This window comes from Jannaschia formosa, assembly GCF_003340555.1.
Taxonomy (GTDB): Bacteria; Pseudomonadota; Alphaproteobacteria; order Rhodobacterales; family Rhodobacteraceae; genus Jannaschia; species Jannaschia formosa.
The window spans coordinates 17,062-33,258 of the sequence record NZ_QPLJ01000027.1 but is presented as its reverse complement, the minus strand read 5'-3'; the positions used below and the strand labels follow the sequence as shown (position 1 = coordinate 33,258).

The 16,197-nt window shown below is 70.7% G+C and carries 13 protein-coding genes; 6 read left to right on the top strand and 7 right to left on the bottom strand.

What is annotated here, in order from left to right; translation table 11 throughout:
- The first annotated feature begins 14 nt into the window (after nt 1-14).
- Complete coding sequence (locus DR046_RS19180) at nt 15-1,454, top strand: class I adenylate-forming enzyme family protein (RefSeq protein ID WP_115384001.1); 1,440 nt, start codon at nt 15-17, stop codon at nt 1,452-1,454.
- A gap of 3 nt (nt 1,455-1,457) precedes the next feature.
- On the opposite strand, the gene DR046_RS19175 is transcribed toward DR046_RS19180, so the two are convergent.
- The 7 genes from DR046_RS19175 to DR046_RS19145 all read right to left on the bottom strand — a co-directional run bounded on the left by DR046_RS19175 (nt 1,458) and on the right by DR046_RS19145 (nt 9,668).
- Entirely contained in the window at nt 1,458-1,949 is a 492-nt protein-coding gene (locus tag DR046_RS19175) for a hypothetical protein (protein WP_115383987.1), read from the bottom strand.
- Nucleotides 1,950-2,171: 222 nt separating this feature from the next.
- Nucleotides 2,172-4,130, bottom strand: a complete 1,959-nt coding sequence (gene acs / locus DR046_RS19170) for an acetate--CoA ligase (RefSeq protein ID WP_115383986.1) — start codon at nt 4,128-4,130, stop codon at nt 2,172-2,174.
- An 82-nt stretch (nt 4,131-4,212) separates the two neighbouring features.
- Nucleotides 4,213-4,968, bottom strand: a complete 756-nt coding sequence (locus DR046_RS19165) for an ABC transporter ATP-binding protein (protein WP_115383985.1) — start codon at nt 4,966-4,968, stop codon at nt 4,213-4,215.
- A gap of 90 nt (nt 4,969-5,058) precedes the next feature.
- The gene (locus DR046_RS19160) at nt 5,059-5,820 is read right to left on the bottom strand and encodes an ABC transporter ATP-binding protein (RefSeq protein WP_115383984.1); all 762 of its coding nucleotides are present in this window, start codon (nt 5,818-5,820) and stop codon (nt 5,059-5,061) included.
- A gap of 3 nt (nt 5,821-5,823) precedes the next feature.
- Nucleotides 5,824-7,035: a branched-chain amino acid ABC transporter permease gene (locus DR046_RS19155; protein WP_115384000.1), complete on the bottom strand. Its 1,212-nt coding sequence runs from the start codon at nt 7,033-7,035 to the stop codon at nt 5,824-5,826.
- A gap of 73 nt (nt 7,036-7,108) precedes the next feature.
- Nucleotides 7,109-8,140: a branched-chain amino acid ABC transporter permease gene (locus DR046_RS19150; RefSeq protein WP_115383983.1), complete on the bottom strand. Its 1,032-nt coding sequence runs from the start codon at nt 8,138-8,140 to the stop codon at nt 7,109-7,111.
- A 154-nt stretch (nt 8,141-8,294) separates the two neighbouring features.
- Nucleotides 8,295-9,668: a substrate-binding protein gene (locus tag DR046_RS19145; protein WP_115383982.1), complete on the bottom strand. Its 1,374-nt coding sequence runs from the start codon at nt 9,666-9,668 to the stop codon at nt 8,295-8,297.
- A 248-nt stretch (nt 9,669-9,916) separates the two neighbouring features.
- Between DR046_RS19145 and DR046_RS19140 the strand changes: the two genes are divergently transcribed.
- The 5 genes from DR046_RS19140 (at nt 9,917) to DR046_RS19120 (ending at nt 16,023) form a co-directional block, all read left to right on the top strand.
- Nucleotides 9,917-11,176 carry a short-chain fatty acyl-CoA regulator family protein gene (locus tag DR046_RS19140; RefSeq protein ID WP_115383981.1) on the top strand — a complete coding sequence of 420 codons (1,260 nt, stop codon included), beginning with the start codon at nt 9,917-9,919 and terminating at the stop codon, nt 11,174-11,176.
- Nucleotides 11,177-11,257: 81 nt separating this feature from the next.
- The gene (locus DR046_RS19135; protein WP_115383980.1) at nt 11,258-11,665 is read left to right on the top strand and encodes a response regulator transcription factor; all 408 of its coding nucleotides are present in this window, start codon (nt 11,258-11,260) and stop codon (nt 11,663-11,665) included.
- Between the two features lies 1 nt (nt 11,666).
- Nucleotides 11,667-12,020, top strand: a complete 354-nt coding sequence (locus DR046_RS19130; protein ID WP_245191012.1) for a hypothetical protein — start codon at nt 11,667-11,669, stop codon at nt 12,018-12,020.
- Nucleotides 12,021-14,720: an ATP-binding protein gene (locus tag DR046_RS19125; protein WP_115383979.1), complete on the top strand. Its 2,700-nt coding sequence runs from the start codon at nt 12,021-12,023 to the stop codon at nt 14,718-14,720.
- 73 nt (nt 14,721-14,793) lie between these two features.
- Nucleotides 14,794-16,023 carry a flagellar motor switch protein FliM gene (locus tag DR046_RS19120; RefSeq protein WP_167767189.1) on the top strand — a complete coding sequence of 410 codons (1,230 nt, stop codon included), beginning with the start codon at nt 14,794-14,796 and terminating at the stop codon, nt 16,021-16,023.
- Nucleotides 16,024-16,197 lie beyond the last annotated feature (174 nt).

Here is a 16,197-nt window from a genome sequence, read left to right as displayed (position 1 = left end):
GGAGGGGGACCGTCATGAACCTTGCCGTCTGGCTGGAGCGGGCCGCGATCCGCGCCGCGCGCGCGCCCGCGCTGCATCTGGGCGCGGGCTGCGTGGCCGATCACGCCGCCTGGGCCGCGCGTGCCGCGCGGCTGGCAGGCGCCTTGCGGGCGCGGGGGATCGCGCCCGGCGACCGCGTGGCGATCTGGGCGAAGAACGCGCCCGACTGGCTGGTGGCGCTGCTGGGCATCTGGTGGGCGGGGGCGGTGGCGGTGCCGGTGAACGCGCGGCTGCATCCGGCGGAACTGGACTGGATCCTCGGGGATTCGGGGGCGGCGGCGGTCATCACCGACCGGCCCGAGGGGCGGGACGGCGCCATCCCGCTCGGTGCCCTGCCGCAGGGCGAGGCGCTTCCGCTCGTCTCGCGCGGGCCGGAGGACATCGCCTGGCTGTTCTACACTTCGGGCACGACGGGGCGGCCGAAGGGCGTCTGCATCACCCACGGGATGTTGACGGCGATGGCGCTGGCCTATCCGGTCGATGTCGACCCGCTCTCGCCCGAGGACGCGGCGGTCTACGCCGGGCCGATGTCGCACGGCGCGGGGCTCTATTCCCTGCCGCACCTTCTGGCGGGCGCGCGGCATGTCGTGCCCGAGGGGGGCTTCGACCCCGCCGCGCTGCTGCGGCTGACGGCGGAGGTCGGGCGGGCCTCGATGTTCCTCGCGCCGACCATGGTGCAGCGGCTGCTCGCGGCGGCGCGGGCGGCAGGGGACCGGGCGCCGGGCATCCGCACCATCGTCTATGGCGGCGGGCCGATGTACCTCGCCGACCTTGAGGCGGCGCTCGACTGGTTCGGGCCGAAGTTCGTACAGATCTACGGGCAGGGGGAATGTCCGATGGCGATCACGGCTCTGCCCCGCGCCGAGATCGCCGATCGCGACGCGCCGGGCTGGGCCGCGCGGGCGGGCTCGGTCGGGCGGGCGCAATCGGTGGTGGAGGTCGCGGTCGAGGCCGCGCCGGGCGCGCCGGGCGAGATCCTGGTGCGCGGGGCGCCGGTCATGCCGGGCTATTGGGGGAACCCCGAGGCCAGCGCCAAGGCGCTTCGGGACGGCTGGCTTCGCACCGGCGATATCGGGCGGCTGGACGCGGAGGGCTACCTGACGCTGGTCGACCGGTCGAAGGACCTGATCATCTCGGGGGGGCACAACGTCTATCCGCGAGAGGTCGAGGAGGCGCTGCTGACCCATCCGGAGGTGGACGAGGCCAGCGTGATCGGCGTGCCGGACGCCGACTGGGGCGAGCGGGTGATGGCCGTGATCGTCGGCACCGCGGAGGAGGCCGCGCTGGACGCGCATTGCCGCGCCCGGATCGCCGGGTTCAAGCTGCCGCGGCGCTATGCCTTCGTCGCGGAGCTGCCGAAGAACGCCTACGGCAAGGTGCTGAAGACGGAGCTTCGGGCGCGCTTCGGCGCCTGAGGTTCAGGCCGCGGGGTCGGTGGGCCGGTGCGGGTCGTTGGCGGCGACCATCGGGCCCCTGGCGTCCCGTTCGCCGATCGCGCGCACCTGCTCCACGTCGCCGGCGAGCTTCGGGATCGCCGCGACCGGCACCGGGATGCGCGAGAGCAGTTCCTTGCGGAGAAGATCGCGCAGCGCCGCCTCCTCCTCGCGCTTCGCGGCGTCCTCGCGCCGGGCCGCGTCCTCCCGGTCGGCCTCCGCCGGGTCCGCGCGGCCGTCCGCGCCCGGTCGGGCGGCGGTGGTGGCATTCACGGTGCGCGTCTCGGTCACGGGCGGGATGCGGGACGCGGTCTGCGTCGTCTCGCCCGGGGCCGCGCCGCCGGTCGCGGCCTGGGCCGCGTTGCCCGTGGGCGGGGCGGCGGGGCGGGACTTGGCGTCGAGCGCGGCGGTCGGTGCGGTCGGGCCGAGGGGCGTGCCGCCGCCTAACAGGCCGGATATCGAGGTGAGGAAGGACATGGATGACTCCTTTCGAGTGAGCCCCCTTGCCGGCGAATTTACCACGCGCCCCGATCCGCCGCGACGATTCGCGGGTGTGAGTGTTACCAGAGTGTTAACGCGGCCCACGAGGCTGGCGGCCTGCACGGACCCGGCCCTGCCGCGCCGCTCGCCTGCTTCAAAGGAAAATGGCCCCCGCCCGTGGGTCGGGCGGAGGCCATGAGTCCGACGGAGCCGACGGCGTCAGCGCCGGTTCATCCGCTTGTCTATCAGGTCGTCCACGACCGACGGGTCGGCCAGGGTCGAGGTGTCGCCCAGCGCGCCGCAATCGTCCTCGGCGATCTTGCGCAGGATGCGGCGCATGATCTTGCCCGAGCGGGTCTTGGGCAGGCCCGGCGCCCACTGGATCAGGTCCGGCTTGGCGATCGGCCCGATCTCGGAGCGGACCCACTCCGACAACTCCTTGCGGAGGTCGTCGGTGTACTCCTCGCCTTCCATCAGGGTGACGTAGGCGTAGATGCCCTGGCCCTTCACGGCGTGCGGGTAGCCGACCACCGCCGCCTCGGCGACCTTGGAATGCGCGACCAGCGCGCTTTCGACTTCGGCCGTGCCCATGCGGTGGCCCGAGACGTTGATGACGTCGTCGACGCGGCCCGTGATCCAGTAATAGCCGTCCGCGTCGCGGCGGCAGCCGTCGCCGGTGAAGTAGTAGTTCTTGTAATCCGAGAAATAGGTCTTCTCGAACCGCGCGTGATCGCCCCAGACGGTCCGCATCTGCGCGGGCCAGCTCTGCTTGATGCAGAGCACGCCCTCGGCGGCGGTCTCGTGGATTTCCTTGCCCGAAGTCGGCTCCAGGATGACCGGCTCGATGCCGAAGAAGGGCAGGGTGGCCGAGCCGGGCTTGGTCGGGATCGCGCCGGGCAGGGGCGTGAGCAGGTGGCCGCCGGTCTCGGTCTGCCACCAGGTGTCGACGATGGGGCAGCGCCCGCCGCCGACGACGTCGTTGTACCAGTTCCAGGCCTCGGGGTTGATCGGCTCGCCCACGGTGCCGAGGATGCGCAGCGACGACAGGTCGTAGGCTTCCACGAAGGAATTGCCCTTGGCCATCAGCGCGCGGATCGCGGTCGGCGCGGTGTAGAACTGCGCAACCTTGTGGTCCTGGCAGACCTTCCAGAAGCGACCCGCATCCGGGTAGGTCGGCACGCCCTCGAACATCAGGGTGGTCGCGCCGTTCGCCAGCGGCCCGTAGACTATGTAGCTGTGGCCCGTGACCCAGCCCACGTCGGCGGTGCACCAGAACACCTCTCCGTCCTTGTAGTCGAAGACGTATTCATGGGTCATCGAGGCGTAGACGATGTAGCCGCCCGTCGTGTGGACGACGCCCTTCGGCTGTCCCGTCGAGCCGGAGGTATAGAGGATGAAGAGCGGGTCCTCGGCCGCCATCTCTTCGGGCGGGCAGTCGTTGGAGACCTTCTCCTCCTCCTCGTGGAGCCAGAAGTCGCAGCCGTCGCGCCAGGCGACCTGCTGGCCGGTGCGCTTGACGACGAGGCACTTCACCGCGTCGTAATCGTGCAGCAGCGCCTTGTTGACGTTGTCCTTGAGGTTGGTCACGCGCCCGCCGCGCGGTGCGCCGTCGGCGGTGATGACGACCTTCGCGTCGCAGCCGTTGATCCGGGCGCCCAGCGCGTCCGCCGAGAAGCCGGCGAAGACGATGGAATGGATCGCGCCGATCCGGGCGCAGGCCAGCATCGCATAGGCCGCCTGCGGGATCATCGGCATGTAGAGCACGACGCGGTCGCCCTTGCCCACGCCCAGGTTCTTCAGGACGTTCGCCATCTTGCAGACATGCGCGTGCAGCTGCCGGTAGCTGATGTGCTGCGCTTCGCCATCGGCGTCGTCCGGTTCCCAGATGATCGCGGTCTGGTCGCCGCGCGTCGCCAGGTGGCGGTCGACGCAGTTGGCCGCGACGTTCAGCGTGCCGTCCTCGAACCAGCGGATGTCGATATTGCCGGGCGCGAAGGAGGCGTTCCTGACCTTCGTGTAGGGCTTGATCCAGTCGATGCGCTTGCCGTGCTCGCCCCAGAATGCCTCGGGGTCGGCGATCGACGCGGCATACATCTCGTCATACTTGGCGCGGTCGATATGGGCCGCGGCGGCCATCTCGTCGGATGGCGGATAGGTCGGGTTCTTCTCGTCGAGCATCGGGGGTCCTCCTCCGTCGGTCGGAGCGAGGTCCGTTGCCGGCCCGCTCCTCCCGGTCAATTCCATGGCTTCGGCGTCTGTGTCAGATCGCGAGATATTCCGCCCTCAGACTTTCGTCGGCCAGCACCTCGGCGGCAGTCCCGTCATAGACCACGCCGCCGGTGTCGAGGATAACCGCCCGGTCGGCCAGTTCCAACGCACGGATGGCGTTCTGCTCGACGAGGACGGTGGTCATGCCCAGTTTCTTGACCTCGATCAGGGTCTTCTCGATCTCGTCGACGATGACCGGGGCGAGGCCCTCGTAGGGCTCGTCGAGCAGCAGCACCTTGATGTCGCGGCAGAGCGCGCGGGCGATGGCGAGCATCTGCTGCTCGCCGCCCGAGAGGGTCACGCCCTCCTGCTTGCGGCGCTCGCCCAGGCGCGGGAACAGCTCGTAGACGCGCTCGATCGACCAGCCGATGGGCGGCGCGATCTGCGCCAGCTTCAGGTTCTCCTCGACGGTGAGGCCGGGGATGATGCGCCGGTCCTCGGGGACGAGGCCGAGGCCGGCCTGCGCGGCCTGGTTCGCGGACATCGCGTGGAGCGGCTGGTGGTCGAGCCAGATCTCGCCCTTGCGCAGCTCGGGCGAGTTGACGCGGGCGCAGGTCCGCAGGGTCGAGGTCTTGCCCGCCCCGTTGCGGCCCAGCAGCGCGAGGATCTCGCCCTCGTGGACGTTGAAGCTGACGCCCTGCACGATGTAGCTTTCGCCGTAATAGGCGTGGATGTCGTGGACCGAGAAATAGGCCGGCGCCGTGGCCGCCTGGTTCGCGCTGCGGGTGAAGTCGGGTTTGACGTTCATGGGATCTGTCCTCGGTTGAGGGGAGCGTCAGGCATGGGATGCCCACGCTGCGGAGGCGGTCGGGTGGGCATCACGATGCCCACCGCTGCGTCAATGGCCGGACGATTCGCCCAGATAGGCTTCGCGGACCTTCGGGTGGCCCTTGATCCTGTCGGGCGTGTCCTCGACCAGGGGCGTGCCCTGCGCGAGGACGGTGATCCGCTCGGCCAGCGAGAAGACGACATGCATGTCGTGCTCGATGATGCAGATCGTGATCGGCCGGGTCGACTTGATCTCCTTCAGCAGGTCGATCGTGTTGTTGGTGTCGGCCCGGGCCATGCCCGCCGTCGGCTCGTCGAGCAGCAGCAGCCGCGGCTCCTGCGCGAGGCACATCGCGATCTCCAGCCGGCGCTTGTCGCCCCGCGACATCGAGGCGGCGTGCATGTGCCGCTTGTCGATCATGCGCATGTCCTCGAGCATGTGCTCGGCCCGCTCCACGATCTCGCGGTCGTCCATCATCGCGCCGTAGGCCGAGATGGAGAAGGCGCCGTCGCGCTTGGCGAGGCAGGGGATCATCATGTTCTCCATGACGGTCAGGTCGCCGAAGATCTCGGGCGTCTGGAACACGCGGGAGATGCCCATCTGGTTGATCTCGTGGGGCTTGCGGCCGAGGACCGACTGGCCCTCGAAGCTGACCGACCCGGTGTCGGGGATCAGCTTGCCGACGAGGCAGTTGAGCAGCGTCGACTTGCCCGCGCCGTTCGGGCCGATGATCGCGTGGACGGAGCCCTCCTTGACCGAGAGGTTGACGTCAGAGAGCGCCTTGAGCCCTCCGAACCGCTTGCCGACATTCTTGACTTCGAGGATTCCCATGGATCAGTCCTCCGCCTGCTTGCGTTTCGCTGCGGCGCCGGGCTCCAGCCCGCTGCCCTTCCGGTCGCGCCGGAGCACGGTGGCGATCTTCTGGCCGCCCTGCACCAGGCCGCCGGGCAGAAAGATCACGACGGCCATGAACAGAAGGCCGAGCGTCAGGTGCCAGCCCTTGCCGACGAAGGGGTAGACGATGGTCACGAAGAAGTCCGCGAGCCCGTCCGGCATGAAGGCGAACCAGCCTTCCAGCGTCGACTTGTTGATGGTCGAGACGATGTTCTCCATGTACTTGATGAAGCCCGCGCCCAGCACCGGCCCGATCAGGGTGCCCGCGCCGCCGAGGATCGTCATCAGCACGACTTCACCGCTCGCCGTCCAGAACATCCGCTCCGCCCCGACCTGGGTGTCCATCGCGACCAGCAGCCCGCCGGCCAGCCCCGCATACATCCCCGAGATGACGAAGGCCGCGAGGGTGTAGGGCTTGGGCGAGATGCCGGTGTAGTTGAGGCGCTGCTGGTTCGACTTCACCGCCCGGAGCATCATGCCGAAGGGCGAGCGGAAGATCCGGATGGCGAGGTAGAAGGCCGCCAGCATGCAGGCCGCCGCGATGTAGTAGCCCGCGTTGAAGGTGAAGAGCCAGGAACCGAACCGCAGCTCGTAGGAGGTGCCCATCTCCAGCCCGAAGAGGTTGGCGCGCGGCGTGGTGCCGGCGGCGAGCTCTCCGTCGAGGATGCGCGGATCGAAATACTGGAGCTGCAGTCCCGTCTCGCCGCCGGTGATCGGCGTGAGCACCGAGTAGGCCAGCGCATAGGACATCATCGCGAAGGCCAGCGTCAGGATCGAGAAGTAGATCCCCGACCGCCGCAGCGAGATCCAGCCCACGATCAGCGAGAACAGCCCTGCCACGATCACCGAGACCACGATCGACGGGATCACGTTCAGCGTCAGCAGCTTCATCGACCAGATCCCCGCATAGGAGCCGACGCCCAGGAAGGCCGCGTGGCCGAAGGACAGGTAGCCGGTCAGGCCGAAGAGGATGTTGAAGCCGATGGCGAAGATCCCGAAGATCACGAAGCGCTGCATCAGGTCCGGGTAGCCCGCGTTGAACTGCGCCATCGCAGAGCCCGTGGGGAAGGGGTTCAGGATGAAGGGCGCGAGCAGCGTCAGCAGCGCGACGAAGACCAGCAGCGAGGCGTCCTTGCCGCGCAGGCCGAACAGGCCGGTCTTCTCGGCGGGGGCGGCGGGTTTGGGGCGCACGGCCCCCGCGTTGGACGTTTGGTCGGTCATTGGTTCATTCCTCCATCACGCCCTTGCGGCCCATCAGGCCGCGGGGGCGGGTGAGCAGCACGACGATGGCCACGAGGTAGATGATGATCTGATTGATGCCGGGCAGGATGGCGAGCACCTCGGCCATCGAGGCGAAGGCCTCGATGATGCCCAGCAGGAAGCCTGCGAGCACCGCGCCGGGAAGGCTGCCCATGCCGCCGACCACGACCACGACGAAGCTGAGGACCAGGAAGTCCATCCCCATGTGGTAGTTGGGCGAGTTGATCGGCGTGTACATCACCCCTGCAAGGCCCGCGACGGCCGCCGCGATCCCGAACATGATGGTGAAGCGCTTGTCGATGTCGATGCCCAGCAGCGTGACCGTCTCGCGGTCGGCCATGCCGGCGCGGACGACCATCCCGAAGGTGGTGAACTGCAGGAAGGCGAAGACCCCGGCGATGATGACCGCCGCGAAGAGGAAGTAGATGAGCCGCCAGTAGGGATAGACGATGCCGCCGGCGTCGAAGCCCAGCATCAGCCCGAAGTCGAAGCTGCCCAGGAACGCGTCGGGCGCGGGGGTCGGGATCGGGTTGGCGCCGTAGAAGTACTTGATGACTTCCTGCAGCACGATGGCCAGGCCGAAGGTCACTAGGATCTGGTCGGCATGGGGGCGCTTGTAGAAGTGGCGGATCAGCCCGCGCTCCATGATGACGCCGATCAGGATCATGACCGGGATCGCCATCAGGATCGACAGCGGCACCGCCCAGTCGATCAGCACGTCGCCCGCGGCCTGTCCGAAGAAGTCGTAGATGTAGGGGACGTCGACCTGCAGCGGGTTGCCGAGGAAGTCGGTCCGCGTCTCGTCCACGACCGTGTGGGACATCTGGATCAGGCGCGAGAAGGTGACGGCGCAGAACGCGCCCAGCATGAACAGGGCACCGTGAGCGAAGTTCACGACGCCCAGCGTGCCGAAGATGAGGGTCAGGCCGAGGGCGATCAGCGCGTAGGCCGATCCCTTGTCCAACCCGTTCAGGATTTGGAGGATGATGGCTTCCATCTGGGCTGCTCCACTGGATGGGATGGGCGCGCACGGGGAGAGCCGACCCGCGCGGGGGTCGGAGCGCTAGGGGCGGGGGACCGGCCGTCCGGTCCCCCGCGAGGATTTGGGAAGGTGCCGCCCCGGGCCCGGCCCGGGGCGTGCGACCCGGGGCTCAGGCGCCCGGGTTGCAGGTGCCCAGCGAGCCGCCCGCGAACTGCGGATGGTCGGGCGCGTAGGTGACCTGGTCGACCGGGGTGACCTCGACGATCTCCACGAGGTCGAACTCGTTCTCGGGGTTCTCCTTGCCGCGCACGACGACCACGTCCTTGAAGCACTGGTGGTCTTCGGCGCGGTAGAGCGTCGGGCCGTTGCCGAGGCCGTCGAACTCGTAGCCCTCCAGGGCCTCCACGACGGCGCAGGGGTTGAACGAGCCCGCGCGGGTCACCGCGTCGGCATAGAGCAGCGCCTGCACGTAGCCGGTATGGGCCGCCTGCGACGGCGGGAAGCCGTACTTGGTGCCGAAGGACTGCACGAAGGCGTTGGTGCCGATATACTTGTCGCCCAGCTGGTTCTCGAGCTTCCAGTCCCAGTTCTGGGAGCCGAGGATGCCGGCGATGTTCTGGCCCGCGCCGCGCGCCATCAACTCCGAGTAGAGCGGGACGACGATCTCGAACTGCTTGCCGTTGACCATGCGGTCGCGCAGGCCGAACTGGACGGCGTTGGTCAGGGAGTTGACCATGTTCCCGCCGTAGTGGTTCAGGACCAGGATGTCCGCGTCGGACTGCAGAACCGGCGCGATGTAGGACGAGAAGTCGGTCTGCGTCAGCGGCGTGAGCACGGTGTTCACCGTCTCCCAGCCCTGCGCCTCGGTCGAGCTGCGGATCGCCTCTTCGGTGGTGTAGCCCCAGTTGTAGTCGGCGGTCAGGTGATAGGCCTTGCGGTCCGTGCCGTACTGCGCGGCCAGGATCGGCGCGAGCGCGGCGCCCGACATGTAGGAGTTGAAGAAGTGGCGGAAGCCGTTGGCCTTCTTGTCCTTGCCGGTGGTGTCGTTGGCGTGCGTCAGGCCCGCCATGAAGATGACGCCGGCTTCCTGGCAGAGCGCCTGCACGGCCACGGCCACGCCCGAGGACGAGCCGCCGGTGATCATGATCGCGCCGTCCTTCTCGATCATCGAGCGGGCGGAGGCGCGGGCGGCGTCGGACTTGGTCTGGGTGTCGCCGGTGACGTACTGGACCTTCTTGCCAAGGATGCCGGTGCCGTCCAGGACCTTCGACGAGAAGGTGGACAGCATGCCGCCGTCGCCTTCGCCGTTCAGATGCTCCACGGCCAGTTCGTAGGCGCGCAGCTGGTCGGCGCCCTCGTCGGCATAGGGACCGGACTGGGGCACGTTGAAGCCCAGCGTGACCGTGTCGCCCTGCGGCGCGTTGAGATAGCCGCTTTCCTGGGCCCAGGACGCGCCGGTGAAGATGATGGGCGTTGCGAGGCCGGCGCCGGCAATGGCCCCGGTCTTCATCACGCCTCGGCGCGTGAAGTTCGACTTGGTCATGGATGACCTCCCTTTGGTTGTGCTCCGCCGCGTCTCCCTAACGACGACGGGTGCCAGTCGTTGACAGGCTGGCGCAATTATCGGGCACAGGGGGAAATCGTTTCAACAAGTGCTTGGCGGGGCAGGGCTTCATTTGTAAATGGAATGACAGGATTTTGCCGTATTCTGTAAATTTCTTTGCGCGCGGCCGCGGCGGCCGGGAATTTGCGACTGCGGCAAGTGTCTGAAACGCGGGGGGAAACGGGAAGATGCCGGCATCGGCGCGCGGATCTACGGGGGGGCGCATCCGGGAAAGGCGGCTGGCGCTGGGCGTCCGGCAGGCGCATCTGGCCGCGCGGACGGGCATCTCGCCCTCCTATCTCAACCTGATCGAGCACGACCGCAGGCCGATCGGCGGCGCGCTGCTCGGCCGCATCGCCGAGGCGCTGGACACCACCCGCGCCTCGCTCGCCGCCGATGTGGACGAATCGCTGCTCGACGCGCTGCGTGCGGCCGGCGCGGCGCAGGGCCTGCCCGCCGACGACCTCGCCGCCGCGGCCGAACTCGCCCGCCGCTATCCCGGCTGGGCCGCCGTCATCGCCGCGCAGTCGGAGCGGCTGGCCGCGCAGGCCGACACGATCGAGGCGCTGTCGGACCGGCTCTCCCACGATCCCGCCCTGGCCGAGGCGATGCACGAGCTTCTGTCGACGGTCTCGGTCGTCCGCTCGACCGCCTCGATCCTCGCCAGCACGCCCGAGATCGACCCGAACTGGCTGCGCCGCTTCCATGCCAATCTCGACAGCGACAGCCGCCGCCTCGCCGACGGGGCGGAGGCGGTGGTCAGCTATCTCGACCGCGCCGCCGAGGGCGGCGACGACGCCCGCCTGACCCCGCCCGAGGTCGCCGCGCGCTTCCTCGACGCCCATGACCACGCCTTCCCCGCGCTGGAGGCCCGCGGCGCCGAGGCCATCCCCGACCTCGTGGCCGAGCTGCCGGGCGCCGAGGCGCGCGCCCTCGCCGCAGCGGTCCTGCGCGGCGATGCCGAGGATGCCGCGCGCCTGCCGCTGTCGATGCTGCAGGCCACGCAGGAGCCCGACGCGCTGCTGGAGGCCGCGTGCGGTGACGCCGCGCTCGTGCTGCGGCGCCTCGGCGTGACCGATCCGGCCCGCGGGCTGGTGATCTGCGACGCCTCGGGCGCGCTGATCCGGCGCAAGGCGGTGGCGGGCTTCGGCCTGCCGGTCTTCGGCGCGGGCTGCCCGCTCTGGCCGCTCTACGAGGCTCTGTCGCAGCCGGGCCGGGCGCTGACGCGGCGGCTGGAGATGCCCGACGGTGCGGTCTGGGTCGCCCATGCGGTCGCCGCGCCGCTGCCGCAGACCCGGTTCGACGCCGTGCCCACGGCGCGGTCCACGATGCTGCTGACCCGCGCCGTGCGCGATCGCGCGGACGCCCTGCCGGTCGGGCCGGGCTGCCGGGTCTGCCCGCGCACCGGCTGTGCCGCGCGGAGGGAGCCGTCGGTCCTGCCCGGATGACCCGGGTCGCCGCGCCTCTGGACACGCGGCCCCCTCTGGAGGAGGCTGGAGGAACGGCGACATGCAGGGGGGAGGCCTGTCATGACCGAAGCTGAACCCGCCGCGCCCGGCCGCGTGCTGCTGGTCGAGGACGAACCCAACATCGCCACCGCCCTGGCCTTCATCCTCCAGCGCGACGGCTGGCGCGTCTCGACCCATCCGGACGGGGCGACGGCGCTGGCCGCGGTCGACCGCCACGCGCCCGACGTCGTGGTGCTGGACGTGATGCTGCCGGGCAAGTCCGGCTTCGAGGTCCTGGCCGAGATCCGCGGCGGCCCCCGGCCCGACCTGCCGGTGCTGATGCTGACCGCCAAGGGCCAGGCCAAGGACCGGGAGCGGGCCGAGGCGCTGGGCGTCAGCCGGTTCATGACCAAGCCCTTCTCGAACGCGGAGCTTCTGGCGGCGGTGCAGCAACTGGCCGGCCGGGCCGTCGCGGACGACGCAAGCTGAGATGGCCTCGCGGCGGCTCTCCGTCCGGCCCAGCCGCGCCGCCTCGGCCGCGCAGCGCCGCGCCTGGCGGCGCGAGCGGCTGCGCGACGCCGCGCGGCTGCTGCCGGTGCTGGGGCTGGGGCTGATGCTGCTGCCCGACCTGGTGCTGTCGGGCTCGGACGCGGCCCGGGGGGCCACGCGGCCCTGGGGGCTCTATCTCTTCGCGGCCTGGGGCGGGCTGATCCTGCTGGCGGTCTGGCTCGCCCGGGCGCTCGCCGCCGAGCCTGCCGAGGTTCCGTCCGCCGGGCCCGGCGACCCGCCGCCTGACGGGCTGCCACATGACGGGCCGCGACATGACGGGCCGCCCGAGCCCTGAATGACGCTCTCCCTGAACCTTCTGCTGGCGGTCAGCCTGACCTATGTGGCGATGCTGTTCCTCGTCGCCTTCGCCTCCGAGCGTGCGGCCGAGCGCGGGCATACCCGCCTGCTGCGCGGCCCGCTGGTCTATACGTTGTCGCTGTCGGTCTATTGCACCGCCTGGACCTTCTACGGCGCCGTCGGTTACGCCGCGCGCTCGGGGCTGGAGTTCATCACGATCTATCTCGGCCCCACCCTGGTCTTCGTCGGCTGGTGGTGGCTGCTGCGCAAGCTGGTGGCCATCGGTCGGGCCGAGCGGATCACCTCGATCGCCGACATGATCTCGTCGCGCTACGGCAAGTCCAACGGACTTGCGGTGCTGGTCACGCTGCTGGCGGTGGTCGGCACGACCCCTTATATCGCGCTGCAGCTGCAATCGGTCACCGCCTCCTTCGCGGTCTTCGCCCCGCCGGGCGATGGGCCGGAGGAGCCGGGCAGCACCGCGCTCTGGGTCGCGCTGGGGCTGGCCGTCTTCACGATCCTCTTCGGCACCCGGCGCCTCGACGCGGGCGAGCGCCATCACGGCATCGTCGGCGCCATCGCAGTCGAGGCGGTCGTCAAGCTGATCGCGCTGCTCTCGGTCGGCATCTTCGTGGTCTGGGGCCTGGCCGGCGGTCCCGCCGCGGTGGCGCAGGCCATCGACGCCTCGCCGATCGCGGACTGGACGGCGGCGCCCGGCCGCTGGGCCGGGCTCATCACCGTCTCGGCCGCGGCGATCATCTGCCTGCCGCGGATGTTCCAGGTCCTCGTCGTCGAGAACTCGGACGAGCGCCATCTCGCCACCGCCTCTTGGGCCTTCCCGCTCTACCTCATGGCGATGTCGCTCTTCGTGGTGCCGATCGCGGTGGTGGGCCTCGCACGCCTGCCCGAGGGGTCGAACCCGGACCTCTTCGTGCTGACCCTGCCCTTGGCCGAGGGGCAGGACGGGCTGGCCATGCTGGCCTTCCTCGGCGGCTTCTCCTCGGCCACGTCGATGGTGATCGTGGCCGCCGTGGCGCTGGCCACCATGCTGTCGAACCATGTCGTCATGCCGCTCTGGCTGGCCAGCCGAGAGCCCGAACAGGCGCAGATCTCGGGCGACGTGCGCACCGTCATCCTGCGGGCGCGGCGCGCGTCGATCCTGGTCGTGCTGGGTCTCGGCTATCTCTACTTCCGCGTGACCGGGGGCACGGCGGCGCTGGCCTCGATCGGCCTGATCTCCTTCGTGGGCATGGCGCAGGTGCTGCCGGCGCTGGTCTTCGGGCTGTTCTGGCGGGGGGCGACGGGCCTCGGCGCGGCGGCGGGGATCGTCACGGGCTTCGCGCTCTGGGCCTGGACGATGCTGGTGCCGGTCTTCGCCGGCGGGCCGATGATCGACGGCTGGCTGGCGGCGGGGCCGGGCGGGATCGACTGGCTGCGCCCGCAGGCGATGTTCGGCATCTCCGGCGACCCGCTCGTCTCGGCCGTGGTGGTGTCGCTGGGGCTCAACTGCATCGCCTTCTGCGCCGTCTCGCTCGCCTCGCGCCCCTCGCCGATGGAGCAGCTTCAGGCGCCGCGCTTCGTGCAGGTCTTCGACCGCGCCGCCGCGCCGCGGGGGCGGGCGGGCGGGCAGGCGGGGGCCGACGAGCTTCTGATCATGGCGCAGCGCATCCTCGGCGCGCCCGAGGCGCAGGCGATCTTCGCCGCCGAGGCGCGTGCCCAGGGCCGGCCCAAGGAATTGCCGCAATCCACCCCCGCCCTGATCGAGCGGCTCGAGCGGGAGCTGTCCGGCTCGGTCGGCGCCGCCACCGCCCACGCCATGGTCACGGGCATCACCGGCGATTCGGCGGTCTCGGTCGAGGATCTGATCGCCGTGGCCGACGAGACCGCGCAGGTCATGGAATACTCCGCCCGGCTGGAGGCCCGCGAGGCCGAGCTGACCCGCACCGCGCGCGAACTGCGCGAGACGAACGACAAGCTGACCCTGCTCGCGCAGCAGAAGGACGCCTTCCTGAGCCAGGTCAGCCACGAGCTGCGCACGCCGATGACCTCGATCCGTGCCTTCTCGGAGATCCTGCGCGGCGGCGGGCTCGGACCCGAGGAGCAGGTGCGCTACAGCGGCATCATCCTCGAGGAGAGCCAGCGCCTGACCCGCCTGCTGGACGACCTTCTCGACCTCAGCGTGCTGGAGAACGGGCAGGTCGAGCTGCACGCCGCGCCCGTGACCCTGTCGCAGGTGATCGACCGGGCGGTGACGGCGTCGAGCTCCGCCGCCGCCGCCCGTCTCGACGTCATCCGCGATCCGGAGGCCGAGGCGGTCGAGATCGTGACCGACCCCGACCGGCTGTCGCAGGTCTTCATCAACCTCGTGACCAACGCCGCCAAGTATTGCGACGCCGAGCGGCCCGAGCTGCGGATCGAGGTCGGACGGGCAGGGGACGAGCTGCGAATCGATTTCGTCGACAACGGCACCGGAATCGCCCCGCGCGACCGGGGCCTGATCTTCGAGAAGTTCGCCCGGCTCAGCGATCAGGCCGCCGCGGGCAGCGCGGGCCTCGGCCTCGCCATCTGCCGCGAGGTCATGGCCCGCCTGGGCGGAAGCATCGAATACCTGCCCGGCCGCGGCGGCGGCGCCTTCCGCGTGCGGCTGCCCGCGACGGCAGCGGAGGCGCCGGCGACCCTGCTCGAAACGCTTCGTTAACGGGTTTGCCGCAGAAGGGGACCACACCGTCCCGACCGCGCAGGCCATGCCCCGTTCCAGCCCTTCCTCCGTCATGCGCCGCCTTGCCGGCAGCGTCGGCGCCTCGGCGAAGGGCGACGCCCCTGCCGCGCCGTCTCCGCTGGAACGCGCGCTGGCCACGGCGGCGTTCCGCGTGGCGGACGGGCTTCCGGCGCTGGGCCTGTCGATTGCGGGGCGACGGTCCGGCGCGGCGCCCGCCGCGACGGCCTTCGACGATCTGCCGCAGCTCGGGCTCTGCCTGATGGTCGACCCGCTGCTGCCGCCCGGCGCGCGGCGGCCGCCCGCCGACCTGCTGGCGGCGATGACCGGGGTTCTCGTCCTCGACCCGGCCGCGGTCGACGCCCTGGTCGAGATCCAGACCATCGGCCGGATCGACGGCCCCTCCCGCGCCGCGCGCCGCCCGACCCGGATCGACGCGGCCCTCGCCCAGCCCTTCGCCGCCGCCCTGCTGGAGGAGGTGGCGGCCCAGTTGCCCCGAGACCACCGCGGCCCCCGGCCGGGGCCGCTGCGGACCGGGACCTTCCTGTCGGGCAGCGCATCCCTTCCGGTCGCCCTGACGGCGCAGCACTGGATCCGGGTCACGCTGGACCTCGCCCTGGGCGACGGGGTGCGCCCGGCGCGGATCGACCTACTGCTGCCGGACGCCACCACCGGGCAGGACGACCTCGAAGGCGCGGAGGAGATCGCGTTGCCCGACCCGGACTGGTGCGAGGCGATGGACCGCATCGCCCGGACGGCGCCGGTGCGGCTCGACGCGGTGTTGCCGCCGCTGCGCCTGACGCTGGCCGACCTCGTCGCGCTGGAGCCGGGTGACGTCATCCCGCTCGACGGCTCCCCGCTGGAGGAGTTGCGGCTCCTGTCCGGCGCCTCGGGCCGTGGGCGGCCGGGCCGGACCCGGATGCCCTACGGCCTGACGCTCTCGGTGCGGCTGGGCCGCATCGGCCTGGCCCGTGCCGTCCGCCTCGCGGCCGATCCCGGCCAGCCGGTCGAGCAGGGGGGGGAGCCAGAGGATATGGGCGACCGCGACGCCGCTCTCGCGGCTCGCCCCGCGGCCCTCGCGCTGCCCGGCGCCGGGGACGACGCCGTCGGGCAGGCGCCCGCCGCCCTGCCGGATCTGCCGGGTCTGCGCGACCTGTCCGGCGATGAGAGGGCGTCCGGCGAGGAAGAACTCGACTTCGCCGGGCTCGGGGAGGGAGACGACCCCCTCGGCCTGCTCGATCTTCCGGACCTGCCCGATCTGCCCGACCTTCCGGATCTTCCCTGACCGATTGGTCTCCGGGCCGGGATCCGAGCGTTCCGCATGGCCTTGCCTGGCGAGTCCGCACATCTCCGTCTCGCGAGGCAGGGGATGGGCCGCCGCTCGCGCAGGCCCCTCCCGTGCACGTCCCGCCGGGCGCGGGCGCATCCGGCCCGCCGCCCGATCGGCGGCCCTCGCGCC

Bases quoted from the DNA above. Each gene is read 5' to 3' on its own strand.
- DR046_RS19125 (WP_115383979.1), top strand. From the start codon at position 12,021: ATGACGCTCTCCCTGAACCTTCTGCTGGCGGTCAGCCTGACCTATGTG.
- DR046_RS19165 (WP_115383985.1), bottom strand. From the start codon at position 4,968: ATGAACGTCAAACCCGACTTCACCCGCAGCGCGAACCAGGCGGCCACG.
- DR046_RS19135 (WP_115383980.1), top strand. From the start codon at position 11,258: ATGACCGAAGCTGAACCCGCCGCGCCCGGCCGCGTGCTGCTGGTCGAG.
- DR046_RS19160 (WP_115383984.1), bottom strand. From the start codon at position 5,820: ATGGGAATCCTCGAAGTCAAGAATGTCGGCAAGCGGTTCGGAGGGCTC.
- DR046_RS19140 (WP_115383981.1), top strand. From the start codon at position 9,917: ATGCCGGCATCGGCGCGCGGATCTACGGGGGGGCGCATCCGGGAAAGG.
- DR046_RS19150 (WP_115383983.1), bottom strand. From the start codon at position 8,140: ATGGAAGCCATCATCCTCCAAATCCTGAACGGGTTGGACAAGGGATCG.
- DR046_RS19145 (WP_115383982.1), bottom strand. From the start codon at position 9,668: ATGACCAAGTCGAACTTCACGCGCCGAGGCGTGATGAAGACCGGGGCC.
- acs (WP_115383986.1), bottom strand. From the start codon at position 4,130: ATGCTCGACGAGAAGAACCCGACCTATCCGCCATCCGACGAGATGGCC.
- DR046_RS19180 (WP_115384001.1), top strand. From the start codon at position 15: ATGAACCTTGCCGTCTGGCTGGAGCGGGCCGCGATCCGCGCCGCGCGC.
- DR046_RS19175 (WP_115383987.1), bottom strand. From the start codon at position 1,949: ATGTCCTTCCTCACCTCGATATCCGGCCTGTTAGGCGGCGGCACGCCC.
- DR046_RS19130 (WP_245191012.1), top strand. From the start codon at position 11,667: ATGGCCTCGCGGCGGCTCTCCGTCCGGCCCAGCCGCGCCGCCTCGGCC.
- DR046_RS19120 (WP_167767189.1), top strand. From the start codon at position 14,794: ATGCGCCGCCTTGCCGGCAGCGTCGGCGCCTCGGCGAAGGGCGACGCC.